Origin of the sequence: Pseudomonas sp. WP18 (assembly GCF_036689585.1) — a bacterium.
GTDB lineage: Bacteria > Pseudomonadota > Gammaproteobacteria > Pseudomonadales > Pseudomonadaceae > Aquipseudomonas > Aquipseudomonas chlororaphis_E.
Genome location: NZ_CP144758.1, coordinates 3,112,020 through 3,138,291, shown reverse-complemented (window position 1 = coordinate 3,138,291; position 26,272 = coordinate 3,112,020). Strand labels below are relative to the sequence as shown.

Below are 26,272 nucleotides of genomic sequence, written 5' to 3'. Positions count from 1 at the left end.
CGCCAGTCGATTCCCCCTGCGCAAAACGGATAAAGGTCTGCAACCTTCGGATAGTGCGCCTCGTTCCCCCGTCCTAGCATGGCCCTGCCTGAACAAAAACAATGGAGGCGGCGGCCATGTCCCTGCGACCCGAATACCTTCACTCCCTGCTTGAAGACGACAAGGAACACGGCATCTATCGCTGCAAGCGCGAGATGTTCACTGACCCACGGCTGTTCGACCTGGAGATGAAGCACATCTTCGAGGGCAACTGGCTGTACCTGGCGCACGAAAGCCAGATTCCCGAGAAAAACGACTTCTACACCACCACCATGGGGCGCCAGGCGATCTTCATCGCGCGCAACAAGGACGGTGAGCTCAACGCCTTCCTCAATGCCTGCAGCCACCGTGGCGCGATGCTCTGCCGACACAAATCCGGCAACAAGAGCTCCTACACCTGTCCCTTCCACGGCTGGACGTTCAACAACTCCGGCAAGTTGCTCAAGGTCAAGGACCCTGCGGCGGCGGGCTATCCGTCGAGTTTCAACTGCGAAGGCTCCCACGACCTGACCCGGGTCGCGCGTTTCGAGTCGTATCGTGGCTTCCTGTTCGGCAGCCTCAACCCCGATGTCGTGCCCTTGGTCGAGCACCTGGGCGAGTCGGCCAAGATCATCGACATGATCGTCGACCAGTCCGCCGACGGCCTGGAAGTGCTGCGGGGCTCGTCGAGCTACATCTACGAAGGCAACTGGAAACTCACGGCCGAAAACGGCGCGGACGGCTACCACGTCAGTTCCGTGCACTGGAACTACGCGGCCACCCAGAACCAGCGCAAGCAGCGCGAGGCCGGCGATTGCAACCCGACCATGAGCGCCGGCAGTTGGGCCCGGCAAGGCGGCGGTTTCTATTCCTTCGACCGCGGCCACATGCTGCTCTGGACCCGATGGGCGAACCCCGAGGACCGGCCGCTGTACGAGCGCCGCGATGAGCTCGCCCAGGGCTTCGGCAAGGCCCGCGCCGACTGGATGATCGAGCACTCGCGCAACCTGTGCCTGTACCCCAACGTCTACCTGATGGACCAGTTCAGCTCGCAGATCCGCATCGCCCGGCCGATCTCGGTCAACCGCACGGAAATCACCATCTACTGCATCGCGCCCAAGGGCGAGAGCGACCAGGCCCGTTCGAGCCGGATCCGGCAATACGAGGATTTCTTCAACGTCAGTGGCATGGCCACGCCCGATGACCTGGAAGAGTTCCGCTCTTGCCAGACCGGCTACCAGGGCAGTGCGACCGCCTGGAACGACATGTCTCGGGGCGCCGAGCACTGGGTCGAGGGCGCCGATGAGGCCGCGAGGGAGATCGACCTGCAGCCGTTGCTCAGCGGTGTGCGCACCGAGGACGAAGGCTTGTTCGTGTTGCAGCACAAGTATTGGCAGCAAACCCTGCTCAAGGCCCTGGCGGCCGAGCAGTCGGAACGGATCGCCGTGGAGGCCGTGCAATGACCATTACCCATGACGCCGTGCGCGACTTTCTCTACCGCGAAGCCCGCTATCTCGACGACCGCCAATGGGACGCCTGGCTGGAGCTGTACGCCCCGGATGCGACGTTCTGGATGCCCGCCTGGGACGACAACGACGAGTTGACCGAAGACCCGCAGCGGGAAATCTCCCTGATCTGGTACGGCAACCGCACCGGCCTGGAAGACCGGGTCTTTCGGATCAAGACCGAGCGTTCCAGCGCCACCGTGCCAGACACCCGCACCTCCCACAACCTCAGCAACATCGAGCTGCTCGAACAACGCGACGGCCTGTGCCAGGTGCGCTTCAACTGGCACACCCTGAGCTTTCGCTACAAGACCGTCGACAGCTACTTCGGCAGCAGCTTCTACACCCTGGATATGCGCGGTGAAAACCCGCTGATCAAGGCCAAGAAAGTGGTCCTGAAGAACGATTACGTTCGCCAGGTCATCGATGTCTATCACCTGTGAGACTGCCGTCATGACTCATTCCATTGCATTGAACTTCGAAGACGGCGTCACCCGGTTCATCGCGGCCGAGGCTGGCGAGACTGTGGCTGATGCCGCCTATCGCCAGGGCATCAACATTCCCCTGGACTGCCGCGACGGCGCGTGCGGCACCTGCAAGTGCTTTGCCGAGGCCGGGCGCTATGACTTGGGCGAGGAGTACATCGACGATGCGCTCACCGCCGACGAAGCGCAGCAGGGCTTTGTGTTGACCTGCCAGATGCGCGCCCAGAGCGATTGCGTGGTGAAGGTGCCCGTATCCTCGGACGTCTGCCGCACGCAACAGGCCCGTTTCGAGGCGACCATCAGTGCGGTGCGCCAGTTGTCGCAGAGCACCATCGCCTTGTCGATCAGAGGCGAGGCCTTGAGCTCGCTGGCGTTTCTGCCGGGCCAGTACGTGAACCTCGGTGTGCCCGGCAGCGACCAGACCCGCGCCTACTCGTTCAGCACGCTGCCGCGCGACGGCGAAGTCAGCTTCCTGATTCGCAACGTGCCGGGCGGCCTGATGAGCAGCTTCCTCACCGGCCAGGCCAAGGCCGGTGACACGCTGCGGCTGGCCGGGCCGCTGGGCAGTTTCTACCTGCGTGACATACGGCGGCCGCTGTTGCTGCTGGCCGGTGGCACTGGCCTGGCCCCGTTTACCGCGATGCTGGAAAAAATCGCCGAACAGGGCAGTGGGCACCCGGTCCACCTGATCTATGGCGTGAGCAACGATGTCGATCTGGTGGAGCTGGAGCGGCTGCAAGCCTTCGCCGCCCGAATCCCCCGTTTCAGCTTCGCTGCCTGCGTGGCCAACCCGGCCAGCCAGCATCCGCTCAAGGGTTATGTGACCGAGCACATCGAGCCTGGGCATCTGAACGAGGGTGACGTCGACGTTTACCTGTGCGGTCCGCCGCCCATGGTCGAGGCGGTCAGCCAGTTCATGGGCGAGCAGGGCATTGCCCCGGCGAACTTCTACTACGAAAAATTCGCCGCCAGCGCGGCTTGAGGTGTCCATGAGCCGATTCAACGAAAAAGTCGCGTTGATCACCGGCGCCGCCCAGGGCATCGGGCTGCGGGTGGCGCAACGCATGGCGGCCGAAGGTGCGCGGTTGATCCTGGTGGACCGTTCTGAGCGAGTGCTGGCGTTGCAGGAGGAACTGGCATCGGCCCACCCGGTGCTTGCCTTGACGGCGGACCTGGAACAGTACGACGAGTGCCGCCGCGTGATGACCCTCGCCGTGGCGCATTTCGGCCGCCTGGACGTGCTGGTCAACAACGTCGGCGGCACGATCTGGGCCAAGCCTTTCGAACATTACGAAGCCCCGCAGATCGAGGCCGAAGTGCGCCGCTCGCTGTTTCCGACACTGTGGTGCTGCCACGCGGCGTTGCCATTGATGCTTGAGCAGGGCAGCGGCGCGATCGTCAACGTGTCCTCCATCGCCACGCGCAGCATCAATCGGGTGCCCTACGGCGCCGCGAAGGGTGGGGTCAACGCATTGACCGCGTGCCTGGCTTTCGAAACCGCCGGTCGCGGGGTGCGGGTCAACGCGACGGCACCCGGCGGCACCGAGGCACCGCCCCGGTTGATCCCGCGAAACAGCGCCGAGCAAAGCCCGCAGGAAAAAACCTGGTACCAGCAAATCGTCGACCAGACCCTGGACAGCAGCCTGATGAAACGCTACGGCACCTTGGACGAACAAGCCGCCGCGATCCTGTTCCTGGCGTCCGACGACGCGTCATACATCACCGGTGTGACCTTGCCGGTGGGTGGGGGCGACCTGGGCTGAGCCTGTGCTCACAACTGCTGCTTGAGGAACGTTGCAAACGCGCGCGCCAGTTGCGACGGTTCTTCCTGGGTGGGCAGCAGAAGGGCAATTTCATACTGGATCGGGGGCGAAAACGGCTTGAGCAGCAGGTGTTCGGTGAAGGGCCGACTGACCACCGGGTCGACGAGGCCCACCCCCAGGCCGCAGCGCACCAGTTCGCAAGCGCTGGAAAAGAACTCTGTTTCCGCCACCACGTTCCAGGCGGCGCCATAGGCTGAGAAGGCCGTGGCCAGTTGCTGATAGATGGGGTCGCCCTTGAACAGCGAAACGAACGGCACGCCGTCCAGGTCCGCCGGGGTGATCACGTCCCTATCGGCCAAGGGATGGCCCGGCGGCAGCATGCATTGGCACTCATAGCGGATGACGTCCATGTGGGCGGCGGGGTAGTCGAGGGGCAACTCGGCGACGGCCAGGTCGAATTGCTGGGTGGTCATCAGCTCACGGACCGATTGTGAGTTGCGGGTAATGAGCTTGAGTTCGAGCCCTGGCCGTTCCCTGGCGAACTCGGCCATCAACCGAGGCAACAGCGCGATCGACAGGCTGGCGTAGGCCGCAATGGCCAGATGTCCGCGCTTGCCGGTGCGAATTTCCCTGGCGATGCGCTGTGTTTTCTCCACGGCCTCCAGCGCCCGTTGCGCTTCGACGAAAAACAGCCGCGCCTCGGGCGTCGGTTGCAGGCGCCCGCCCTTGCGCACGAAAAGGGTCAGGCCGGTGTCGTGCTCCAGGTTGGCAATGGTGCTGCTGATGGCGGGCTGGGAAATGTTCAGCAACTCTGCCGCCCGGGTCATGGTGCCGTGGATCATCAACGTCCTGAAGCATTCGAGCTGACGGATTCGCATGGTTTTTCCTATAAATCCAACTTATACCGAGGCCACTTTATATTATTGGTTTGTACACGGGTCGTATGTTTTGCTTTGGGCAGGGGTCCAGTACACGGGCCAATCCATCTGTCCAGAAGGGGCAAACACATGAACGCAGTGACTTCGATCCATCCCGGTGAACACCTCCGCCTCCCGGCCCGGCACGGCGTGGCGATCCGCCTGAGCAAGGGGCAGACCCTGAAGGTGGTCAACACCCACGGCAAGCAAGTCGTGGACACCTGGGCGTTCAACCCGGATGACCTGACAGAGTCGATGTCGATGGAGCACAGCCGTCCTTTCTGGCTGAAGCTCAACCCGTGCAAGGGAGACGGCTTGTTGACCAACCAGCGCCGCATCATCCTGACGCTCATCGAAGACACCTCGCCTGGTGTCCATGACTCCCTGGTGGCCGCCTGCGATCCGACCCGCTACGTGCAACTGGGGGTGGTCGGCCATCATGCCAGTTGCAACGAGAACCTGTTCCTGGCCTTGCAGACCCTGGGCCTGACGGCGCCAGATACTCCGAGCCCGTTGAATCTGTTCATGAACGTGCCGGTTCATCGGGACGGGCGCATCGAGTTCGCGGCGCCGGTCAGCGAACCAGGGCACTACGTCTGCCTGCAAGCGGCGATGGACGCCGTGGTCGTGCTCTCGGCCTGCCCCCAGGACATCACGGCCGTCAATGGCATGCAGCCCCAGGATATTCACTACTGCGTGATCTGAGCGTCCGGTAAAGCCTGCTGGCGGCCGCGACCGGTCAGCAGGATACTGGGTCCGTGGTAAGCCACACCGATAAGAGGCTGCACAACCATGCGCAAAATACCTCCCCTGAACTCCGTTCGGGCGTTTGAAGCCGTCGCACGGCACCAGAGCTTTTCAGCGGCGGCGAACGAGCTTTCCGTCACGGTCGCTGCGGTCAGCCATCAGGTCCGACAATTGGAAGACGGCTTGGGGCAAAAACTCCTGGAGCGGGGCCGGACGGTCACGCTCACCGCGGCCGGCCAGGCGATCTATCCGTTGTTGCGCGACGGCTTCGACCAGATCGCCCAGGCGTTCGCCCTGATCGACGCACCAAAGGCCGCGGATGCCATCCAGGTGTCCACCACGCGGGCGTTCGCCGAACGGTGGCTGATGCCGCGGCTGGCGGCCTTCAACGCCATTTACCCGGACATTGTGGTCTCGATTCATGCCTCGGAGAAAGTCGTGGACCTGCGCACCGAAACTGTCGACCTGGCGATTCGTTATGGCCCGCTCACCGCCAATGCCCGCGCGCCGGTGCTGTTCGAGGACCGTTACATGGCGGTGGCGGACGCCCGCATCTGTCCCGACGGACGGGCGCCCACCATCGATGATTTTCACCAGCGCGCATTGCTGGCATTCAAGTGGAAGAACCAGGCCCTCGAAGCGCCTTCCTGGTCAGCCTGGCTCGCCAGGGTCGCGCATGATCCGTCGCGGGAATTGCGCATTTCCTGGTACAGCGAGGAAACCCTGGCGCTGCACGCGGTGGAGCGCGGGCTCGGGCCGTTGTTGTGCAGCACGGTGCTGATGGACGAAGCGTTGCGTTCTGGCCGGATGCGCCGGGTCGAAGGCCCGACCTTGCCAGGTTTCACGTACCACCTGATAGAGAACAACCCGGGTGCCTCGCGCCGTAGCCTGGGCGTGTTTCGCGACTGGTTGCTCGGCGAAGCCAGGTCATTCCGGGAAAACACCCTGGATGACCTGGCCGGCCAGCCGTTGCCTACCCCCTGACTTTCGCCGCGTGAAGGGTGCTTTCCATCGCCAGGCACGCGCCGAGCAGTGCGTCATCGTGGCCTTGCGGGGCCGAGAACAATACCGAGGTCGGTAGCCCGGCGGGGTCCGTGCCAGACGGCACGGCCACCCCCGGCATATCCAGCAGGCTGCCGATCATGGTCAGCGACAGGGTTTGCAGATTGACTGCGGCGAACAGCGCGTCGTCCTGTTCCAGGGGCGCCATCGCCGGCGCGACATGCTTGACCGTCGGCATGACCAGCAGAGCACCGTCGAGCTCACGTTCGATGGCCGCCATCAACTCGTCGCGGGCCTGGCGAATCCTGGCTTCGACCCCAGGGCCGATGGCCTTGGCCGAACGCAGGCGCGCCCGGACCCGTCGGTCCATACGCGCGCCGTCCGGCCCCTCGACGATCGCCTCCAACAGCCGCCAGGCTTCTATCGCCCCCAGCCAGCCATCCCGGGCGATCAGCGCCCGGGTGTTGGCCACGGCGCGCACAGCACGGTGTTCAACCTGTACGCCAGCGCCACGAAGACATTCCATCATGGCCAACAGGTTGTGGCGGACGGCTGGCTGCAACGCGTCATCGGCCAGCACCGCATCGTCGACCACCAGGCGCAGGCGGGAAAGCGCGCCGGGGTCGATGGCCGGGCAGGCAGCACCGCGCATGGCCGCATCCAGGGCGACGCAATCGGCGACGGTCCGGGCGAACGGCCCCAGGCTGTCCAGGGTGACGGCGAGCGGGTGGACGCCGTGCATACTGTAGCGACCGGTGCTGGCCTTGTACCCGACCACGCCATTGAACGCCGCCGGGACGCGAATCGATCCGGCGGTGTCGGTGCCTAGGGCACAGCTGACGATGCCTCGTTGCACCGCGATGGCTGAGCCGGACGACGAACCACCGGGTACGCGGCGTTCGCCCACGGCCATGTCGCCCTTCGGCGTACCGAAATGTGGATTCAGGCCAAGGCCCGAGTAGGCGAACTCCGAGAGATTGGTTTTGCCCAGGGCGATCATCCCCCGCGCGTTGAGCGCAGCGATGACCTGGGCGTCGGCGTCCGCCATCGGCGCGTCCAGGCGAGTGATGGAGCCCGCGGTGGTCCGGGTGCCGGCGACGTCCAGCAGGTCCTTGACCGCATAGGGTATGCCGTCGAACGGGCTCAACGGGGTTCCGTCCCGCCAGCGCTGGGTCGAGGCCCGCGCCGCCTCGATGGCCCGTTGTTCAAACAGCTCAATGAACACATGAGCGCCATGGCGGGCGGCGACCAAGGCCGCCGCGACCAGTTCGTCAGGGGTCGTCAGGCCTTGCTTCAGTCGCTCGGCGGTGTGCAACAGGGTGGTCATGTCGTCTCCCTTCGTCGGGTTAAGCCGGCTGCTCAAGCCGGCGCACGCAGGTTGTGTCGTTCTCCGATCAGTTGCCCGACCAGTACCGGCACCGCATCGAAGGCGTCGGCGATGGAGGCTTCGTGGCGAGCGTCGCCGAACTCCTGGTAATCGATGGCGATGACGTGGGTTTCGTTCACGCCCAGGTAATGCGCGCAGGTCTGGATATGGGTTTCGAGGTGGTTCATGGTTTCGCGTACACCACCGGGGCCAAAGCCGAATTCCCCTCGGGAAGACAGGATGATCAGTTTCTTGCCGCTCATGATCGGTTCCAGCGGGTAGTCGCCCCGGCCCAGGTCGAAGGTGAAGGTCTTGCCGATGCGGATCACCTTGTCGAACCAGGATTTCAGCGCGGCGGGCATCCCATAGTTGTACATCGGCGTACCGATGACGATGACGTCGGCACGGTCGATTTCATCGATCAACTCATCCGAAAGGCGGATTTGCTCGCGCTTTTCAGCGGTCATCTGTGCCTCGGGCGTGAATACCGCCGCAATCCAGGCCTCGGTCACGAACGGAGGCGGGTTGTGCCCGACGTCACGGGTAATGACCCGCGCCAGTTTGTCGCGTTCAAGCCAGGTGTCGACGAACGCCTTGGACAGTTTACGGCTCAAGGAGCGATCGGAGCGTGCACTGGCATCAATATGAAGTAACGTGGTCATGAATAACTCCCTCAAATGCCGAGGCGAAATGTCTCGGCAGCAGATCCAGTGGGCCACGACGGTCGTCGGCTCGGCTATTGATATTTATTGTGCGTTTGGCCAATAAAACTCAACCCGTTAATTTTATTTAACCTGGTCATCTTCTTTTGAGCGGTTGTGGCGCGTTGAAGTGCCAATTGCACTTCTGGTTGTCGCGCGCAATTGAATAAAACTAAAGCCGCGAATATTTCTAAACGGCCTTTTAGGTTTAATCAATTACTTAAATCTTCGCACCTCGATTTAATGATTCGCAGCGATTCACGTGGTCGCCGATCAGCGAGGAAAATAATAATGTCAACGCGTCGAAACTCCGAAGTCAGTCAAGTCAATCACGATGTGCTGGGCATTGAACCCATGCCCGACAGCCATCGTACGTCCACACCCCTGGACCAGTTCTGGATCTGGGCCGGCGCCAACGTGGCACCGATCAACTGGGTGCTCGGTGCCATCGGCATCCAGTTGGGGCTTAGCCTTATGGAAACGCTCCTGGTGATTGTCATCGGCAACCTGCTGGGTGCGGCCCTGTTCGGCGGCATCTGCATCATGGGCCACCGGACCGGGGTGCCGCAGATGGTGCTGTCGCGGCTCGCCTTCGGTCGGCGCGGCGCCTACCTGCCCACCCTCATGCAAGTGCTGATGCCCATGGGGTGGGTGGCGACCAACACCTGGATCGTCCTCGACCTGTCGGTGGCGGCCTTGGAGAAAGTCGGTGTCAGTGGCGGCATGGAACTCAAGTACCTGATCGCCGTGGCGGTCATGGTCCTGCAGGTGGTCATCGCGGCCTGGGGGTTCAACGCGATCAAGTGCTTCGAGCGCTACACCATGCCGGTGATTCTGGTGATCATGATGGTGATGACCGTGCTGGCGTTCACGCACGTGGACATCCAGTGGCAAACGTCCACCATCCAGGGCATCGGCAAGCTCTCGGCCATGAGCAGCCTGATGACGGCCATCGGGATCGGCTGGGGCATCTCATGGCTGGTCTACGCCTCGGACTACACCCGGTTCACCCAGACCAAACTGTCCGACGGCCAGGTATTTCGCTCGACGTTCCTGGGCATGTTCCTGCCCACCGTCTGGCTCGCCTTCCTCGGCGCCGCGATTGCTTCGGCGGGTGGCGGTTCGGACCCGGCGCAACTGATCATCGCAGTGTTCGGCACGATGGCGCTGCCGGTGCTGCTGGTGCTGTTGCACGGCCCGGTGGCCACCAACATCGTGGTCATCTACTCGGCGGCATTGGCGACCCTGTCGCTGGACCTGCGCATTGCGCGCTGGGCGGTGTCGCTGGTCTCGGGGGTGGTGGCACTGTTCATTCTTTATCTGTTCCTGCAATCGGGTGAGTTCGTCCATGCCTTTGAAAACCTGATGGTGTTCTTTGTGGTGTGGATCAGCCCTTGGGCGGGTATCACCCTGGTGGACTTTTTCCTGATCCGCCGCGGCCGGGTGGATCTCGATTCGTTGTACTGCCACCACTCGCAAAGTGCCTGCACCGACGTGAACTGGAAAGGCGTATTGGCACTTGCCGTGGGTGTACTGGCGGCCTGGTTATTTCAAGTTGGCACCGTCGCGTCATTACAAGGGCCGATTGCAATGGCCTTGGGCGGAATCGATTTGTCTTGGTTGGCAGGATTAAGCGTGGGCGGCGGCAGTTATTACTTACTGCATCTTTCCCGGCGAGTGGCAACGGTTCACACCCCGGCAGTCGCTGAATAAGAAGTTGTCTGTAAAACACCTATTAACGATGAAAGAGGTCAATGCATATGTCTCATCTTGAACAAACTAACGTGCTGTCGGCATTGAGTGCCGGGGCCGAGGTCGATGCCTTCCTGGGCAACGTCGTGGAAATCGCGATCGTGACCCGGGACCACCAGCGCACCATGGATGGCTTGCTCAAGCTGGGGATTGGCCCATGGCGGGTGTACACCTTCAGCCCGGACAACACCGAGAACCAGACCTACCACGGAGAGCCGGCCGAATTCGTCCTGAAGGTCTGTTTCGCCCAGTCTGGGAACATGGTCTGGGAACTGATGGAGCCGGTGTCCGGCCCGACGATCTTCGCCGACTTCCTGGAGAAGCACGGCGAAGGCATCCAGCACGTGGCTTATGACTGCAACAACATTCCCTTCGAAGAACGCATCGCCGAGTTGCAACGCCGTGGCTTCAAGTGCGTGCAGTCGGGCTCCTGGATGGGGGTGAACCATTTTGCGTTCTTCGGCACCGAGGCCGACACCACCACCGTGTTTGAGACCTATGCGTTCCCTGGGGACTGGGATTATCCGGAACCCGAATCCTGGTACCCGGCGCGCCCGTAGGCACGACGCGGCTCCCGGCGCCCCTGGCGGCGGGACTTTTGCCTCACAACCGACGATGGGAAGACAGCCATGAACAACGTCCGGATGGACAACCTCAGTTGGGTCGAATACGAGCGCCGCGTGCAATCCGGTGCCGTGGTGTTTCTGCCGATCGGTGCGACCGAACAGCATGGACCGCACTTGCCCCTGGGCACCGACGCCTTGCTGGCCAGCGCCATCAGCGAAGACGTCGCCCGGGAAATCCACGGCATCGTCGCGCCGGCGCTGGCCTATGGGTACAAATCCCAGCCCAAGTGCGGAGGAGGGCAGCACTTTTGCGGCACCACCAGCGTGGACGGCGCGACGCTGATCGCGATGGTCCGCGATGCCGTGCGCGAGTTTCATCGCCATGGGGTCAAGCGCCTGGTCCTGGTGATTGGGCATTACGAGAACCAATGGTTCGTGACCGAGGGCATCGACCTGGCCCTGCGCGACATCGGCCCGGACGCTGGCCTGCAGGTCATGCGCCTGGAACATTGGGAGTTCTTGCAGCCCCAGACGATCGAGCGGATTTTCCCCGACGGTTTCCCCGGTATCGCCCTGGAACATGCGGCGGTCATCGAAACCTCGATGATGCTGCACTATCACCCGCAATTAGTGGCGCTTGACCGGATTCCCGCCCATGGCCCGGCCGAATTCCCGGTCTACGACCTGTACCCCACGCGCACCGAATGGGTGCCCGCCAGTGGCGTGCTCTCATCGGCGTTGGGTGCCAGTGCGCAAAAGGGCCAATGGCTGGTGGGCGATGTCATCGGCGGGATCGTGCAAGCGGTGCGGTTCGAGTTCGCCCTGGGTGAAGTCTGAAACCTGATAAGGCCACAAAGGCCCAGTTCAGTTGAGGTATCTCGCAATCAACTGAGCTGGGCTGACGTGCTATTTACCCATACACCGTCACCCGATTACGCCCAGATTCCTTGGAGGTGTACAGGGCGTGGTCCGACCAGGCGATCAGGTCCGCATGGCTGTTGGCGGGCTGGCTCAGGTCGGCGACGCCCAGGCTGATGGTGAAGCGGATGCGCTGGTCGCCATGCATCACTTCCAGGCCTTCGATGGCCTTGCGCAGGCGTTCGGCAAATACTTGGGCGCCTTCCTTGTCGGTGTCGGAGAGCACTACGCCGAACTCTTCGCCGCCGTAGCGCCCGGCGGCATCGGAGTCGCGCACATGCTCGCGCAGGACCCGCGCCACCTGCTCGATCACCTTGTCGCCGGCCTGGTGCCCGTAGGTGTCGTTGACCCGCTTGAAGTGATCGATGTCGAACATCACCAGGCTCAGCTCATTGCCATAGCGCAGGTGCCGGGCGTAGGCGGCCTTGAGGTTTTCTTCCCAGTGACCGCGGTTGTACAGGCCGGTCAGCCGGTCGATGCTCGACAACTGTTGCAACTGCGCATTGGCGGCCTGCAACTGATGACGGTTGGTGGCGACGTCGGTGACGTCGTAGATCACCAGGCAGATATGGTTGATCTTGCTGTCGGGGGAGTGCAGCGGCAGCAGCGTGGTGTTCTGGTACATGAACTCTTCTTCGCCGGTGATCGGCTGGTAGTTCATGAACCGCACCAGGTACGGGCGCTGCTCCCAGATGGTGAACGCCGGCGTGCCCAGGGTGGCGACGCTTTCCACCTTGCGGCTGAACCATTGGCGGTCGATTTCCGGAAACAGGCTGAAGAAGTGCTGGTTCTGGGCATCCTTGGGCTGTATGCCGGAGCGGTTCTCCATGAAGGTGTTCCAGACTTGCACGCGGTAGTCGCGGTCGAGCACCACCACCCCGACGTCGATGCTCTGAACCACGGCCAGCAACCAGTGGAATTCGTTCAGGTCGATAGAATCGTTCATGGCTCAGTTCATCAAGTAGGCGAGTTTGTGGGTCAGGCGGGGAATGGAGTCCTCGGTGAACAGCAACAACAGGTCGAAACTGATGTCCTGGCCCTCCAGGCTATAGCTGATTTCCACGGCCAGGGTCTTTTTCCAGCGCTTGCGGTTGACCCGGATCAGCTCGTCGATGGCCGCGTGCTGGCCCAGAATCTGCGGATGGCCCTGGGAAAACCCCACGTCGACCTGCTCGGCGATGCTGCTCAGGCAGGCGCCGATCAGCACGCTGGAGAGGTCCAGCAACATTTCGAGGTCGGAATAATCGGCGCTTTCACGCTGCATCAGGAGGGCGATGTCGGTGATTTCCGAATCGTGGAACATCAGCAGCGCTTCGCCGGCAATGCCCCCGCCGATGAAACCCTGGCAGATCGCGGTCAGTTGCTGGGAATTGCTGGCATCGGCCAGGGCCATGTGCAGTTCGCCGACTTCGAGGATGTTCACGTTCGGCACGGGCAACTGCACGAACACCCCAAGCACCTTGGCGATCAAGGCAGCGGCGCGGCCGATGGCGACGTTGACGGTCTCGCGGAAAGCGTCGTGGAAACTGATCGCGGTGTTTTGTACCGCGCGTGGTTGTGGGGTTTGTCCGGGGTGTGCCAGCAACCCCAGCTTGCCGAGGGTCTGGCGCAACTCGGCTTCGTCGAACGGTTTTTTCAGGAAGGCCAGCGCGCCCAGTTCGTGCACACGGCGCACCGCTTCTTCCTGAACGTCGCCGGAGATCACAATGACCTGGGCCGTCAGTCCTTCGGCGCGCAAGGCGCTCAAGACCTGGTAACCGTCCATTTCCGGCATGGTCAGGTCCAGCAGCACCACCTGTCCCAGGCCCTGGCGTATGGCATCCATGGCCTGGCGGCCATTGGTGGCTTCGGTGATCGAAACCGGCCAGTCCGCCGGCAGCGCCCGTAATACCTGTTTACGGGCCATGTTGGAGTCATCGCATACCACTAGGGGAATCACTGACACAGAAGACGCTCGCCGAGGGTTGGATATCAGGGAAAATCCGATGGGCATCATGCCACAGGCTTATTTGTTCCGACCGCGCCGATGTTCACGAATTCAGCAAAATTCAAATGCCAGGCGCGAACACCGCGAACACAGGGCTCGCGTGGTGAGAGAGTCCGCTCCCGCCGCAGGCGCTCGGGTCGGGCAAAAAGGGGCCGCTTCGCGCCCCAGCGGGAGCAAGCTCCCTCGCCACAGAGACCGCAGAAGCCACTGAAGCCACTGAAGCCACAGAGACCGCAGAGACCGCAGAGACCGCAGAGACCGCAGAGACCGCAGAGACCGCAGAGACCGCAGAGATTAGACTGCCCAGGCCTTGGTCAATCCGCAACCCCGCCAGCGGCCTTCAGTACCAACAGGTGATAGACGCCGTCCTCGACCTCGATTCCATGGGTGTCATGGGTGAAGCCTGGGAAGGATCTGTCGAAGGCTTCCAGCGCCCTCAGGTAAGCCAGCAGCGGGCCATCCGCGGGGCCGGCATTTTCGCCAGGCATGAGTAGGGGAATCCCTGGTGGGTAGGGCACGATGCCGGTGGCCGCGATGCGTCCGGCGGCGTTGTCCAGCGTGACCTTCTCGATGTGGTTGCGCACCAGTTTTTCGTAGGCTTCCACCGGGCTGTACACCGCTTGCGGCAGCATGCCGAACGCCTGGGCCATGGACGCGGTGGTCTTGTGCTGTTTCATGGCGGCGAAGATGTCTTCGGCCAGGTCCTTGAGGCCCATGCCGGCGTAGCGCTGCTGATTGGCGGTCAGCAGGTCCGGCAGGCACAGCTCCAGTTCGAGGTTTTCGTCATAGTCACGCTTGAAGTCGAGCAGGGCGTTGACCAGCGTGCCCCATTTGCCTTTGGTGATGCCGATGGAGAACAGGAACAGGATCGTGAAGTCGGTGGTTTTCTCCACCACGATGCCCTGGTGCTCCAGGTAAGCGGTGACAACACAGGCAGGGATGCCGAAGTCCTGCAGGTGGCCATCGTCACCCATGCCCGGGCTCAGCACCGAGACCTTGATCGGGTCGAGCATGCAGTAGCCGTCTTCGATGTCACCGAAGCCGTGCCATGTTTCGTTCGGATGCAGCACCCAACAGTTCGGCTCCGTGCGCAGCATCACCGGGTCGGCGGCGTGGAAGGGCATCGGGGCGCCGTCAACCTGCACCGACGGCGGCTGCCAGCAGGTGAAGAACCACTCGTCCTTGCCTTGCATCTCGTTGTGCATGCGCGAGAGGACCTGGCGGAAGGCGACGGCTTCCTCGATGGATTCACTGGTCAGGATCTGCCCGTTCGGCGCCTCCATCATGGCCGAGCTGACATCGCAGGACGCCATGATCGCGTAGTTGGGCGAGGTGGAGGCGTGCATCATGAACGACTCGTTGAAGCGCCCATGCTCGATCGGGTTGCGGCCATTACGCACATGAATCATCGAAGCCTGGGACAGCGCGGCCAGCAACTTGTGGGTCGATTGGGTGGCGAACACGGTGGGCTTGGAATCATCGTGATCGTCAGGGCTGCCGTGCATGGCGAAGCGCTCGCGATACAGCGGGTTGAACCGTGCATAGCCGTACCAGGCTTCGTCGAAGTGCAGGCGATCGACGCTTTGCCCCAACAGTTCCTCGACGCGGGTGACGTTGTAGGTCAGGCCGTCGTAGGTGGAGTTGGTGATGATCGCGTGCACCGGTGTCGGGTCGATGCCGGCCTTGACCATCGGGTTGTTCGCGATGGCCGCCTTCACCCCTTCGGCGCTCAGCGTCTGCGGCAGGATCGGTCCGATGATGCCGTAGCGGTTGCGGGTCGGCACCAGGTAGGTGGGCAGGGCGCCGGAGAGGGTCATCGCATGCTCGGCGGATTTGTGACAGTTGCGATCGCACAGGGCAATCTGGTTGCGCGTGACGCTGGCCATCAGGATCACGCGGTTGGACATCGACGAACCGTTGGTGACGTAGTAGGTGCGATGGGCTCCGAATACCTTGGCCGCGTAGCGTTCACCCTGGCCAATGGGCCCGCTGTGGTCCAACAGCGAGCCCAGCTCGCCGACGGAAATGGACAGGTCCGAGCGCAAGAGGTTTTCCCCGAAAAACTCGTAGAACGCCCGACCAGCAGTGCTTTTCAGGAAGGCCGTACCGCCGGCATGGCCAGGCGTGTGCCAGGAGTATTCATAAGAGCGGGCAAACTTGACCAGCGCACCGAACATCGGCGGCAAGGCCGCCTTGCGATAGCGCTCGATGGCCGCCAGGATCCGGCCGCTGAGGAACCGACTGGTGTCCTCCGGCAACCAGATGAAGTCGTCGGCGTGTTGCATCACCACCAGCGGGATGCTGGAGGCGGTGCTGCGATCACTGATCAGGAACACCGGCACCCGGGTGTTGCGCTCGCGCAGGTTGGCCAGCAGCTTGATGCATTCTTCGTGGCCTTCGCTGGCGTCCATTTCCCAACTGAGCAGGACGCATTGGATGGCCGGGTCGGAATTGAGGATCGACGTTGCGTCGCCGAGGGATTCGGACACCAGCACGCTGATGGCGCGTTGCTCGACGTCGCTGATCAGTTGATTCAGGGCGCGGCCAAACACCGTGCGCTTGTCGGGCGGGCTGCTGACCAGCAGGGTGAGCATCCCGAGCGTCTGGGTATTTTCCGTCATGATTGAGCCTCCAGGCTGCCTTTGTTCAAGTGGTTCACCGGTACGGGGTCACCCGTCAGGTGCTGCGCGCTGACGGTTTGCGTCGGTACGCTGTTGTTCAGTGCTTCAAGGCGAATCAGCCGGTTGTTGACGAAGCCGAACAAGGTGTAGCCGAAGATCGTCGCCACGCCGCCGAGCATCAGCGCCTGCTCGCCGGAGCTGTACAGCGCCAGGTAGCTGTAGGCGGCCGCCACCCAGGCGATGATGTTGGTGACCAGGGCCTTGCTGGCGGGCACGTTGGAGACTTTCTGCAGGGTCATCAGGGCGGCCATCGAGAGAATGTAGGGCACCAGGTTGGTGACAACCGCCAGGTTGACGAGGGTATCGAATTGCTTGCTCAGGTCCGGGCTGATGGTGAGCAGGCCCAATGCCGTCTGTGCCGCCAGCAATACCAGCATGCCGATGATTGGCGTGCCAGCCTTGTTGGCCTTGGCGAAGATCGCCAGGAAGTAGCCGGTGTCCGCCGAACTCTTGTAGACCTGGGCAATGGTGAACTGCCAACCGAGCAGCGAGCCGATGCACGCCAGCACCATCAGCCCCATCACCAGGTCGCCCACCGCCGGGCTGAACATCTTGGCGAATGCCAACCCGAACGGCGCCGTGGAGGCTGCCAGCTCGGCGTTGTCGACGATGCCAGCGATGACGTTCGTTGACACGATGTAGAGCACGGCCGCACCGAGGGTTCCGCCCAGTACGGCGATCGGTACATTCTTCTCGGGATTTTCCACCGCATCGGTGTTGGCGCAAGCGGACTCCAGCCCCAGGAACGCCCACAAGGTGATTGCCACCGAAGCACCGGCCGCTTCATACCAGCTCTTGTCGTGGGGGTTCCAACCCGCCGCGTAGACACTGCTGTCGAACCAGAACCAACCCAGGGTCGACACCAGCACCACTGGCGCAATGACACCCCACACAGTGACCGCACCGATCCGGCCGGTGATCCGCGCACCGCCGAAGTTGGCGAAGGTGGTGATCCATAACAAAGCGATGGTTGCCAGCCCCACTTGCAATGAATCGAGCTTGAGCTGGAACAGTTCCTGGATGTAGCCGACGGCGGTGATGCTGATCGCTACGTTGGCAATCAACAGCGACAGGCCGTAGGTGTAGTTGGTGATGTAGTTGCCGGCCTTGCCAAAGGTGTATTCGGCATAGCCACCCATGCCGCCGGTCTTGCGACTGAGCATTCCGCAGCGGGCGAACGCATAGGCCAGTGCCAGGGAGCCGGTGGCAGTGACCAGCCATGACAGGATGGAAATAGCGCCCACCTCGGCCAGTTTGCTCGGCAATAAAACGATGCCTGAGCCCAGCATGTTGACGGCAGTCAACATGGTCAACTGCACTACCGTCATTTTCTTCGCGGCGGTCATTCCGTGCCTCACTTCATGCGGGGGAAGGAAAACTAGCTATAGCTAAGTATTGGAAAGCTGCAAGAAAGTTCACGCTAATGCGCCGTTGATTTTTTATAGTTCGACAGGCTTATATTTCCCCTGGTGGGCGCTCGCTCCACCTTTAACGGGCGGCCGATGATCTTCGGCGATTGGCGTTATAACGCGGTTCGTAATCGCGTCTATACCAAATCAATATGAAGCCCATGGCCGTTGCAAGCCTGAACAGACAGCCCGCTCAGCGAGCAAGAAGTGGCGCCTTGATCTGAAAGTTCAAGTATTGGCGGCGAATCCCACAGCGCATTCGACCTTCCAAACTCCATTGAACGTGTGACAGAGGCTGTAGTTTCTGATGTTGGCGATTAACCTCTATGCTCGTGCCAATAACAAAGTGACGAATCCCTTCAGCCAGCCACTTATCCCGGTAGCTATCTTGAAACCCCGTTAAGTTCGGCGCTTACTCACCCCAATTGTTTACGCTCGCTTCCCAGCAGTCATACGGATCAAAACACGTCATGAATTGCAGATGTGCACGCCATTGTCCACCTCGGGCCATGGGTTTGCAGTGCACAGACGACACCTCATTGCTGGTCTTGGTCCTGGGAGGGAAGGCTATCAGTTGCGCGCGCCGGCAGCCGGCGTGCCAGGCCCAGCATCAACAGCGGTACCAGAGCCATCGATAGCGCGATGGCCAACACCAGCAGATCGTGCAGGCGCTGATCGACCAGGTGCTGCTCAAGTGCCAGCTTGAACACCACGAAGGCGAACTCGCCACCTGAGGCCAGGACCACCCCAAGCCCTATCGCCCCGGCCCGATCGAGGCCACCGGCCCAGCGCCCAAGGCCCATCAGGATCGGTAGCTTCAGGCCAACCAGCAGTAGCGTCAGCCCGAGCACCACCCAAGGTTCGGCACTCAACAAGCGCAAGTCCATGGACATGCCCACGCCGACGAAAAACAAACCGAGCAACAAACCTTTGAACGGCTCGATCTGGGTCTCCATTTCGTGCCGGTACTCGGATTCGGCCATCAACATGCCGGCCAGGAAGGCCCCCAATGCCATCGATACCCCGACGTGCTCCATGATCCAGGCGGTGCCCAGCACCAGCAGCAACGCGGTGGCAGTGGAGACTTCCCGCAGTCTCGAACCCACTGCCCAGGCAAAAGCCGGTCGCAGCAGCAAGCGCCCGCCAACGATGATCACGCCGATCCCAACGATCACCGCCAGCACTGGCCTGAGCCCGGTTTCGGCGGCTGCGCCGCTGTCCAGGGTACCGAGCAAAGGCACCAAGGCAATCAGTGGGATGGCGGCAATGTCCTGGAACAACAGGATGGCTACCGCCAGGCGGCCATGGGGGCTCCCCAGTTCCTTGCGTTCGGCCAGCATCTGCAGGCCAAAGGCGGTGGAGGACAGTGCCAGGCCCAACCCGATCACCACCGACACCTGATGGCCCTGCCCAAGCAGCAGCGCCGCCCCGCCGATGGCCACGCCGCTGAGCAATACCTGCAGCAACCCGACGCCGAACAGCGCTCGGCGCATCATCCAGAGGCGTCGCGGCGACAACTCCAGGCCGATGATGAACAGCAGCATGACCACGCCGATTTCCGAGAGCCGGCTGACGTTCTGGGCATTGTTCACCAGGCCCAGTACCGAAGGTCCGATGAGTACTCCGGCCAATAGATAGCCAGGCACAGCGCCGAGCCGCAGACGCTGGGCAAGTGGCACCAGCAGGACCACCGCCAGCAGGAACATCACCGTGGCTTTGAGCAGGCTTCCGTCATGAAGCATTGGATGTTCTCCTATCAGCGGCGCTGTTCCTGTGGAGCAAACCTGCTCGCGTTGCTACGCGTTTTACCCCGGGGCAGGCAGGTTTGATCGATGACGGTCAAGCCAGTGAACGATCAGCCACGCGTACAGCGTGACGGCAATGAATAGGCTCATGCGTACGGCGAACGCGGTGTAGACATCCTTGCCCGCTGCGCTGTCCTGGACTGACTGGCCGAGCAGAATGATCATCGTCATCAGTGTGTTGAGCCAGAAACCGGGGCTTAGCCGCGTGTGGTCCAGGCCATACAACTTACGGCCCAGCAACAAGGCAACCAGCAGTGTCCACAGGAAAAACATCCAGAGGTGCACGAACAGGCTCAGGACGCACCAGAACGCGACCGCCAGCCATCCGCCCAGCAACGTCGAGCCTAGCAGCTCGCGTCCGGCCTGGCTGGCGGCAGTGCTGGAGCTTTGCTGGCCCAGGCCGACGGCCTTGAGGATGATGGGCAGGTACTTGGTGGGTTCGATCAAGGCGAGCAGGAACGTGGGGAGCACGATCAAGGTGGCCCGCAGCGCCAGTCGGCCCGTGTCGCTGGGGGATGGGCTTGTCGGCATGGGCGGCGTCGGCGCCTGGCTGGGCTCGGGAAACAGACAATGACTGAAGAACAGCGCGACGACCGCCAGGAGCAATCCCTGGACCAGCGCCGCTATGACCATGACCGAAGCGCCGAAGTCAGCGGTACCGGCAGCCGGGATCATGGTCAGGCCGATGACCAGGAACGTCATCACCAGGACATTGCCACCCGACAAGCCGTAGCGGAATGCCACGAACAGACCGAGCCCCACCAGCAGGACGCCGCACAACGGGTAATAGCGCAGGACAGGGATCAGTAACAGTCCGCAACCTGTGGTCAGTATTGCCGCCAGCATCAGCTTCAGGCAGTCCTCGGCGGACAATGGCCGGTGAGTCATTGCCAGGATCATGGCAAGAACAGGGGCAAGGAATGGAATCGGCAGGTCCAGGCCGAAACCGATCGCCAGACTCGACGCCGTGCCGCTCGCCAGTCGCAACGCTCGTTGGGCACGCACGCTTCGCTCAATAGGCATAGGACAGCCAACTCATCAACCACAGAAACACACGGCCCAGCGGGTTCAACAGGTTGTTCTCCGAGGGAAACGCCATTATCTCGGCTTGCCCACCGGCCCGCACCGCGCCCAGGGTGCGCAGGCGCTCCCGGGCGTCGGCAGAAAATTCGATCGTCACCGGGAAGCGTTGCGCGGGACGCAGCCAGTCACGGCTGTTGCGCACCGTGGGCAGGGTGCCGGGCGCGGTGCCCTGGCTCACTTCAACGCCGTAGCCGATACTGCGCACGCGCCCTTGCAATACCTCGCCGGGCAACGCATCGAGCACAATGGCGACCGGTGTACCGACGGTTATCAACCCAAGGTTGTTCTCGGTCATGTCCGCGCTGATCCAGACATCGTGGATGGCGATCAGGGTCATCACCGGCGTGCCCGCCGCCGCAAAGTGGCCGACATCTGTGCGCAGGTCGGTGACCAGGCCGGCTGAGCGCGCGCGTACCTGGCTGTTGGCCAAGTCCAGTTCAGCCTTCTGCACGGCACTGGTGGCACTGCGCAGCAAAGCGTTGGCTTCGTCGCTGCCGCCTTCCTGCTCGCGCGCCCGTTGCACCTCGGCGCGCGCGGCGGCGACCTGGCTGGTTGCCTGCTCGCGAGTCGCGCGGGAGATCTCAAGCACGCGCACGGAAATGGTTCCCGGATCGGCCCGGTACAACCCCTCCAGGCGCTGATTGTCCTGGCGTGCCTTGAGCTCGTTGGCTTGTGCTGCACGCAACGAAGCCTGCGCCGAAGCGATGCCGGCGGTGTTGGCGCCGATCTGGCGACGGGTGGCTTCCAATTCGGCGCGGGCCCGGTCGACAGCAATCCGGTACGGCAATGGGTCCACCTCGAAGAGCAGCTCACCGGCGTCGATGTCCTGGTTGTTGCGCACGTTGACCCGGGTTACCCGACCGGCGACCTCGGACGCCACCGGAATGACGAAGGCCCCGACACGCGCCTGCTGCGTATAGGGTGTAAAGCGGTCTGACAATAAATACCAGACCAGGCTCAGCACGATCAGCAGCAGTACCCACTTGATGCCTCTGTTCACCGGGTCGGCCTCGGGCACTGGAGCCGGAGCGGGGGACGGCGCTTCAGTCATGGTCGGTCACCTTGAGCGCTGCCGCGGCGGATGGCGGCGCGGCGGTCGGAGGGGTGAGCAGGTTGCCCCAGTCAGAGCGTTGCTCCATAGATTGCCGGGTCTGCGGGTCCACGAGAGGCTGGTCACTCTGCCAGCCTCCGCCCAGCGCCTTGTACAGTGCGACCAGGTTGTTTACGGCGTCGCTGCGGCTGATCAGGTAGTTGTCCTGCTGTTGCAACAGCGCGCTCTGGGCGTCCAGGACCCGCTGGAAATCCGAGTAGCCCTCGCGATACCAGGTGTTGGCCAACACCAGCGAACGTTGGGCCGCCTGCGCGGCTTGGCGCAGAATGCGCTCGCGTTCGAGCGCCTTGATCAGTCCAGTGGCGGCGTCGTCGGCTTCGCGCGCCGCCTGACGGACCTGTTCGCGATAGGCCTCGATCAGGTGTTGCAGGCGGGCGTCCTGGACGCGCACGTTATTGCGGATCCGGCCATGGTCGAACAGGTTCCAGCGCAAGCTGGGGCCGCCCACCAGGTCCAGGTTGTTGGAGGTGCCACTCAGCGAGTCGGTGGACCAGACGATGCTGCCCAGCAGCGTCAGCGATGGATAAAGCTCGGACTCGGCCACGCCAATCAAGGCCGATTGTGCGGCGACATTGAGCTCAGCGGCTCGCACATCCGGGCGTCGCAGCAACAGCTCGGCCGGCACGTCCTGCAACACGGCCCGGTCCACCAGTGGGATCAAGCCAGTGCTTTCATCCCGCAGCGACAGGGCCCCTGGCGGTTGACCGATCAGCCCTGCCAATGCGTTGCGCGTGCGAGCGGCCTGGTCTTCCAGGCTCGGAATGCTGCTGGAGGTGCCCAGGTACTGAGTCTTGGCCTGTTGCACGTCGAGTTCGGCGATCTGGCCGCTGGCGTAGAGCTTTTCCGTGATCTCAAGGTTGCGCAGTTGTTGAGCCGCGTTTTCCCGGGCCACCCGCAGTCTAGCTTCAGTAGTGCGCAAGGCGAAGTAAGTCATGGCGACCTGGGCGCGCAGCAGCACCAATGCGTCTTCATAGTTGGCCTGGGCCGCAAAGTAAGCGGCGTCCGCGGACTCGATGGCGCGGGCAAAACGGCCCCAGAAATCCAGCTCCCAGCCGATGTCGTAACCGGCGCTGTACTGCCAGAATCGACTGTCCCGAGGGTTACTGCCCCCGGACTGATACCGCTTGGCGTACAGCGTGTCGGCGCTGGCTTGTTGCAGTTGCGGATAGCGTTGGCTTTGCGCGATGCCCAACTGTGCTCGCGCTTCCATCACCCTTAGGCCGGCAATCTTCAGGCTTGAGTTATGGGCGTCGGATTCAGCGATCAGGCGTTCGAGCGTCGGGTCGCTGAACACCTGCCACCACTGGCGCAGGTCCGGGCTGTGCTGGCGATGGCTGGCGTGCTCGATGGCTGGGCTGTTCCAGGTCTTTGTCCAGGGTTCGCCGGGCGATTGGAAGTCCGGGCCCAGGCGGGTGCAGGCGACGAGGAACAAGACAGCCAGCCAAAGCGCGACGCCATGCAGAGAGGCGCGCATGGCCGGGCTACTGCGCGCCGGGCGGAAGCTCATCCTCGACGGCGACTTCCGGCGGCCGGGCGGCAACCCATTGCCAGAACAACTGATAGCCGACGGCAAGCACCACCGGGCCGACGAACAGGCCGATTACGCCACCGGTGACCATGCCGCCCAGGGCGCCGATCAGGATCACCGGCATCGGCACGTTGACCCCACGGCCGAGCAACAGCGGCTTGAGCACGTTGTCCACCAGGCCGGCGACAAACACATACACGGCGAAGACGATGGTCGTGGTGCTCGCGCCCTCGGTGGAAAACACGAAGATGATGACTGGGAGGGTAATCAGCGTCGCCGGCAATTGCATAATGCCGATCAGCAGGACGGCGAGCGCCAGCAGACCAGCGCCGGGCACTCCCATGAACACGAAGCCCAGGCCCACCAGCAGCATCTGGATAAAGGCGATGCCAATCACCCCCAGCGCTACCGCGCGAATGGTCGAGGTGCACAGTTGGGTGATCCTGTGGGCTTTGGTCGCGCCGCAGATACGCGAGACAATCTGGATGGCGCTGGCGTGTCCACGTTCACCATAGGCCATGAAGCAACCCGCAACAATCAGCGAACCGACGAAGATGAGGAAGCCCAAGCCAAAACCGGCGACTTTGCTCAACAGGGAAAGACTGAAGTGCTTGATCTGGGGAATGTAGCTCTGCACCAGAGCCGGGAGGTCGGTGGCGGCGCGCATCCACAGCTGTTGCAGTGGTTTGCCCACCAGCGGCCAGTTAGCGACGGTATCGGGCGGTAGCGGAACCTGGAGATTGTCGCCCTTGATGTCGGTCATCACGCCCTGGATCGAGGTCACCAGCGAGTTGCCCAGCAACAGGGTCGGAATCGCCAGGATACCCAATGTGATCAATACCAGCAGCGTCGCGGTGTACCCGTCGCTCAAACCCAGCCTGTCTTTCAGCTTTATTTGCACGGGATAGAGGGTGATCGCCAGGATCACCGCCCACAGCATCAAATCGAGAAAGGGGCTGAAGATCCGGTAACAGAAGAACACCATGACGGCAAGCAGGCCGGCGCGAATCAAAACATCGAGCATGCTGCGGGACCACGGGGTTTGGGAAACTGGCACAGAGGGCATCTGAGTATCCTCAGGGGGTGAGCAGCTCGAATTCACCCAGTGTAGTGGAGAATGGACAGTGCATCGTCGTGCTGCCGACGCCAGATACGATGCCGGTGTTACCGGGTACCGTCTTGCACATTCAAGGGGCGCCGGTGAGCCGTTCGGTAGCACACTTACTGACCACCATCACCGTACGAAATGGCTCCTACCGAAGATATTTTTCAATAAATCAGTTACTTGTCCGGTCATGCTCGAAGCTGGCATGCATCCTGCTCTTTTGAATCTATGGATAATTGGATACAAAAATGCAGAAGGTGCTGCCATGCAATTCGCTCCTACGTTTGCTGAACGCCCTCCGATGACGGCCGAGGAAGAGGCCTACAACTTCCTGCTGGAGGCTATTTGTGGCGGACGATTTCACAAGGGCGACCGGCTGATCGCCGAGGACATCGCCAGTGAGATCGGCATGAGCCGGATGCCGGTGCGCGAGGCGTTTCGCCGCCTGGACGCCCAGGGTCTGGTGACGTTGCGGCCCAATCGCGGGGCGGTGGTCAGTGGCCTGGACATCGATGAATTGCAGGAAGTCTTCGAAATGCGCAGCGCCCTCGAAGGCCTGGCGATGCGCGTCGCGGTGGGGCGCATCGGCGCCCGGCAACTGGCGGCGCTTGAACGCCTGCTGGATGAGATGGACGACTACCGCGACGAAAGCGCCGAGTGGGTCAGCCGGCATCGGGCCTTTCATGAATACTTGTGCAGCCTCAGCGGTCGCCCGCGATTGCTCAAGCAGATCAGCGCCCTCTACGCGCTGGTGGAAGCGCCTATGCGCCTGTGGTTGCAGCATGTCGACAAGCCGTTGAGCGCACGCCAGGAGCATGCGGTGATCCTCGAGGCGATCCGGGCCGGCGATGCCGAGAAGGCCGAGGCGGTCATACGCTCCCATATCGAAGGCACCGTCCCTGAACTGATCCGTTTCCTGCAATCGAAAAAATAGCCAGAGCAGGCACGAGCCTGCCTTGTTTTGACGCTGAGTACTGCCCGTTACCCACCGAACTGGAGTGTCTGGTCATGCATAAGCCTCGCTTGTTGATCGCTGCAATAACCTTGGGATTGTGTACTCAGTGGGCGCAGGCCGCCCCCGTCGTACCGGAGCGTTTGCTCAAGGTCGACACACTGGTCTACTGCTCCGGCATGGACTCGCCGCCGCTGGTGGCCTTCGATGAGGCGCAGAAGCCCAAGGGGCTGACGGTCGACCTGGGCCTGGAGATCGCCAAGCGCCTGGGGGACAAGAAGGTGCAATGGCGGGTCATTCCGTTCTCCGGTCTGGTCCCGGCGCTGTTGGCCAAGCAGTGCGACATGATCGTCGACCAACTGTTCGACAAGCCCGAGCGCCGCGAAGTCATCGACATCGTCAACTACATGTATTCCAGCCAGGCGGTGGTGGTGCCCAAGGGCAATCCGAAGGGCATCAAGACACTGGCAGACTTGTCCACCCGCAAGGTCGCGGTGCTCAACGGTTCCACCATCAAGACCCTGCTCGACGCCGAGAATGACACGCTGGCCAAGGCCGGCAAGCCGCCGATGAAACTGGTGGTCTACAACACCGACACCGATGCGTTCCAGGCACTGCGCATCAGCCAGGTCGATGCCTACGGCACCACCGTGGAAACCGCCGGCTACTACGCCGCCATGGCCCCCGATCTGTTCGAGGAAGGCGTACCGGCCTTCAGCCGAATCCTCACCGGCATCGGCATTCGCAAGGACGATCCGCAACTCAGCGCTGCGGTGCAGCAAATCATCAACGACATGCGCAGCGACGGCAGCTACCGCCAATTGCTCAGCAACTGGCACGTCGCCAGCGACACGCTCGATTGAGGGAAGGC

At 62.3% G+C, this 26,272-nt stretch carries 23 protein-coding genes; 11 read left to right on the top strand and 12 right to left on the bottom strand.

All coding sequences use genetic code 11. The features are described 5' to 3' along the window. The first annotated feature begins 116 nt into the window (after window positions 1-116). Genes benA through V5F23_RS13940 form a run of 4 tightly spaced genes read left to right on the top strand, consistent with a single transcriptional unit; the run spans window position 117 to window position 3,771 of the window. Window positions 117-1,481 carry a benzoate 1,2-dioxygenase large subunit gene (gene benA, locus V5F23_RS13955; protein WP_042729165.1) on the top strand — a complete coding sequence of 455 codons (1,365 nt, stop codon included), beginning with the start codon at window positions 117-119 and terminating at the stop codon, window positions 1,479-1,481. Beyond that, window positions 1,478-1,966 carry a benzoate 1,2-dioxygenase small subunit gene (gene benB / locus V5F23_RS13950; RefSeq protein WP_042729147.1) on the top strand — a complete coding sequence of 163 codons (489 nt, stop codon included), beginning with the start codon at window positions 1,478-1,480 and terminating at the stop codon, window positions 1,964-1,966. Before benA ends, benB begins: the two co-directional genes overlap by 4 nt. A 10-nt stretch (window positions 1,967-1,976) precedes the next feature. Beyond that, window positions 1,977-2,990, top strand: a complete 1,014-nt coding sequence (gene benC / locus V5F23_RS13945; protein WP_042729146.1) for a benzoate 1,2-dioxygenase electron transfer component BenC — start codon at window positions 1,977-1,979, stop codon at window positions 2,988-2,990. A 7-nt stretch (window positions 2,991-2,997) separates the two neighbouring features. Further along, the gene (locus tag V5F23_RS13940) at window positions 2,998-3,771 is read left to right on the top strand and encodes a 1,6-dihydroxycyclohexa-2,4-diene-1-carboxylate dehydrogenase (protein WP_042729145.1); all 774 of its coding nucleotides are present in this window, start codon (window positions 2,998-3,000) and stop codon (window positions 3,769-3,771) included. A gap of 8 nt (window positions 3,772-3,779) precedes the next feature. Here the strand turns inward: V5F23_RS13940 and V5F23_RS13935 are convergent, their stop codons facing one another. Further along, window positions 3,780-4,649: a LysR substrate-binding domain-containing protein gene (locus V5F23_RS13935; RefSeq protein ID WP_042729144.1), complete on the bottom strand. Its 870-nt coding sequence runs from the start codon at window positions 4,647-4,649 to the stop codon at window positions 3,780-3,782. A gap of 129 nt (window positions 4,650-4,778) precedes the next feature. Here V5F23_RS13935 and V5F23_RS13930 point away from each other — a divergent pair, with 129 nt between their 5' ends. Both V5F23_RS13930 and V5F23_RS13925 read left to right on the top strand, forming a co-directional pair. Further along, window positions 4,779-5,393 (top strand): urea carboxylase-associated family protein, encoded by a 615-nt coding sequence (locus V5F23_RS13930; protein WP_042729143.1) that lies wholly within the window; start codon window positions 4,779-4,781, stop codon window positions 5,391-5,393. An 87-nt stretch (window positions 5,394-5,480) separates the two neighbouring features. Next, window positions 5,481-6,419 carry a LysR substrate-binding domain-containing protein gene (locus V5F23_RS13925; protein ID WP_042729142.1) on the top strand — a complete coding sequence of 313 codons (939 nt, stop codon included), beginning with the start codon at window positions 5,481-5,483 and terminating at the stop codon, window positions 6,417-6,419. Here V5F23_RS13925 and V5F23_RS13920 read toward each other — a convergent pair. Together V5F23_RS13920 and V5F23_RS13915 are read right to left on the bottom strand one after the other, a co-directional pair. Beyond that, window positions 6,409-7,764: an amidase gene (locus V5F23_RS13920; protein WP_042729141.1), complete on the bottom strand. Its 1,356-nt coding sequence runs from the start codon at window positions 7,762-7,764 to the stop codon at window positions 6,409-6,411. The genes V5F23_RS13925 and V5F23_RS13920 overlap by 11 nt on opposite strands. Window positions 7,765-7,796: 32 nt before the next feature. Next, complete coding sequence (locus V5F23_RS13915) at window positions 7,797-8,465, bottom strand: NAD(P)H-dependent oxidoreductase (protein ID WP_042729140.1); 669 nt, start codon at window positions 8,463-8,465, stop codon at window positions 7,797-7,799. Between the two features lie 330 nt (window positions 8,466-8,795). Here V5F23_RS13915 and V5F23_RS13910 point away from each other — a divergent pair, with 330 nt between their 5' ends. The 3 genes from V5F23_RS13910 (at window position 8,796) to V5F23_RS13900 (ending at window position 11,659) form a co-directional block, all read left to right on the top strand. Continuing rightward, entirely contained in the window at window positions 8,796-10,217 is a 1,422-nt protein-coding gene (locus V5F23_RS13910) for a cytosine permease (RefSeq protein ID WP_042729139.1), read from the top strand. 47 nt (window positions 10,218-10,264) lie between these two features. Continuing rightward, the gene (locus tag V5F23_RS13905) at window positions 10,265-10,816 is read left to right on the top strand and encodes a VOC family protein (protein WP_042729138.1); all 552 of its coding nucleotides are present in this window, start codon (window positions 10,265-10,267) and stop codon (window positions 10,814-10,816) included. 69 nt (window positions 10,817-10,885) lie between these two features. Continuing rightward, complete coding sequence (locus V5F23_RS13900) at window positions 10,886-11,659, top strand: creatininase (protein ID WP_047738617.1); 774 nt, start codon at window positions 10,886-10,888, stop codon at window positions 11,657-11,659. Window positions 11,660-11,732: 73 nt separating this feature from the next. Here the strand turns inward: V5F23_RS13900 and V5F23_RS13895 are convergent, their stop codons facing one another. The 9 genes from V5F23_RS13895 to V5F23_RS13855 form a co-directional block, all read right to left on the bottom strand. Next, window positions 11,733-12,686 (bottom strand): sensor domain-containing diguanylate cyclase, encoded by a 954-nt coding sequence (locus V5F23_RS13895; RefSeq protein ID WP_047738615.1) that lies wholly within the window; start codon window positions 12,684-12,686, stop codon window positions 11,733-11,735. A gap of 3 nt (window positions 12,687-12,689) precedes the next feature. Continuing rightward, a complete protein-coding gene (locus tag V5F23_RS13890) occupies window positions 12,690-13,646 on the bottom strand; it encodes a response regulator (protein WP_244868277.1) in 957 nt (318 codons plus the stop codon). A gap of 395 nt (window positions 13,647-14,041) precedes the next feature. Then, the gene (locus V5F23_RS13885; RefSeq protein ID WP_338498804.1) at window positions 14,042-16,348 is read right to left on the bottom strand and encodes an Orn/Lys/Arg decarboxylase N-terminal domain-containing protein; all 2,307 of its coding nucleotides are present in this window, start codon (window positions 16,346-16,348) and stop codon (window positions 14,042-14,044) included. Beyond that, the gene (potE, locus tag V5F23_RS13880) at window positions 16,345-17,754 is read right to left on the bottom strand and encodes a putrescine-ornithine antiporter (protein WP_047738610.1); all 1,410 of its coding nucleotides are present in this window, start codon (window positions 17,752-17,754) and stop codon (window positions 16,345-16,347) included. Before potE ends, V5F23_RS13885 begins: the two co-directional genes overlap by 4 nt. A 599-nt stretch (window positions 17,755-18,353) precedes the next feature. Further along, window positions 18,354-19,559 (bottom strand): monovalent cation:proton antiporter-2 (CPA2) family protein, encoded by a 1,206-nt coding sequence (locus V5F23_RS13875; protein WP_338498799.1) that lies wholly within the window; start codon window positions 19,557-19,559, stop codon window positions 18,354-18,356. Window positions 19,560-19,622: 63 nt separating this feature from the next. Continuing rightward, on the bottom strand, window positions 19,623-20,645 hold the full coding sequence (locus tag V5F23_RS13870; protein ID WP_042731703.1) for a DUF2955 domain-containing protein: 1,023 nt from the start codon (window positions 20,643-20,645) through the stop codon (window positions 19,623-19,625). Further along, window positions 20,635-21,756, bottom strand: coding sequence for an HlyD family secretion protein (locus V5F23_RS13865; protein ID WP_123579057.1), 1,122 nt, complete (start codon window positions 21,754-21,756; stop codon window positions 20,635-20,637). Before V5F23_RS13865 ends, V5F23_RS13870 begins: the two co-directional genes overlap by 11 nt. Further along, window positions 21,749-23,290: a TolC family protein gene (locus tag V5F23_RS13860; protein WP_338498796.1), complete on the bottom strand. Its 1,542-nt coding sequence runs from the start codon at window positions 23,288-23,290 to the stop codon at window positions 21,749-21,751. The genes V5F23_RS13865 and V5F23_RS13860 overlap by 8 nt, the downstream gene beginning before the upstream one ends. Before the next feature lie 7 nt (window positions 23,291-23,297). Beyond that, a complete protein-coding gene (locus tag V5F23_RS13855) occupies window positions 23,298-24,410 on the bottom strand; it encodes an AI-2E family transporter (RefSeq protein ID WP_047738606.1) in 1,113 nt (370 codons plus the stop codon). Window positions 24,411-24,714: 304 nt separating this feature from the next. Here V5F23_RS13855 and V5F23_RS13850 point away from each other — a divergent pair, with 304 nt between their 5' ends. Together V5F23_RS13850 and V5F23_RS13845 are read left to right on the top strand one after the other, a co-directional pair. Next, a complete protein-coding gene (locus V5F23_RS13850) occupies window positions 24,715-25,383 on the top strand; it encodes a GntR family transcriptional regulator (protein WP_042731706.1) in 669 nt (222 codons plus the stop codon). A gap of 74 nt (window positions 25,384-25,457) precedes the next feature. Beyond that, window positions 25,458-26,264 carry an ABC transporter substrate-binding protein gene (locus V5F23_RS13845; RefSeq protein WP_042731707.1) on the top strand — a complete coding sequence of 269 codons (807 nt, stop codon included), beginning with the start codon at window positions 25,458-25,460 and terminating at the stop codon, window positions 26,262-26,264. Window positions 26,265-26,272: the final 8 nt, after the last annotated feature.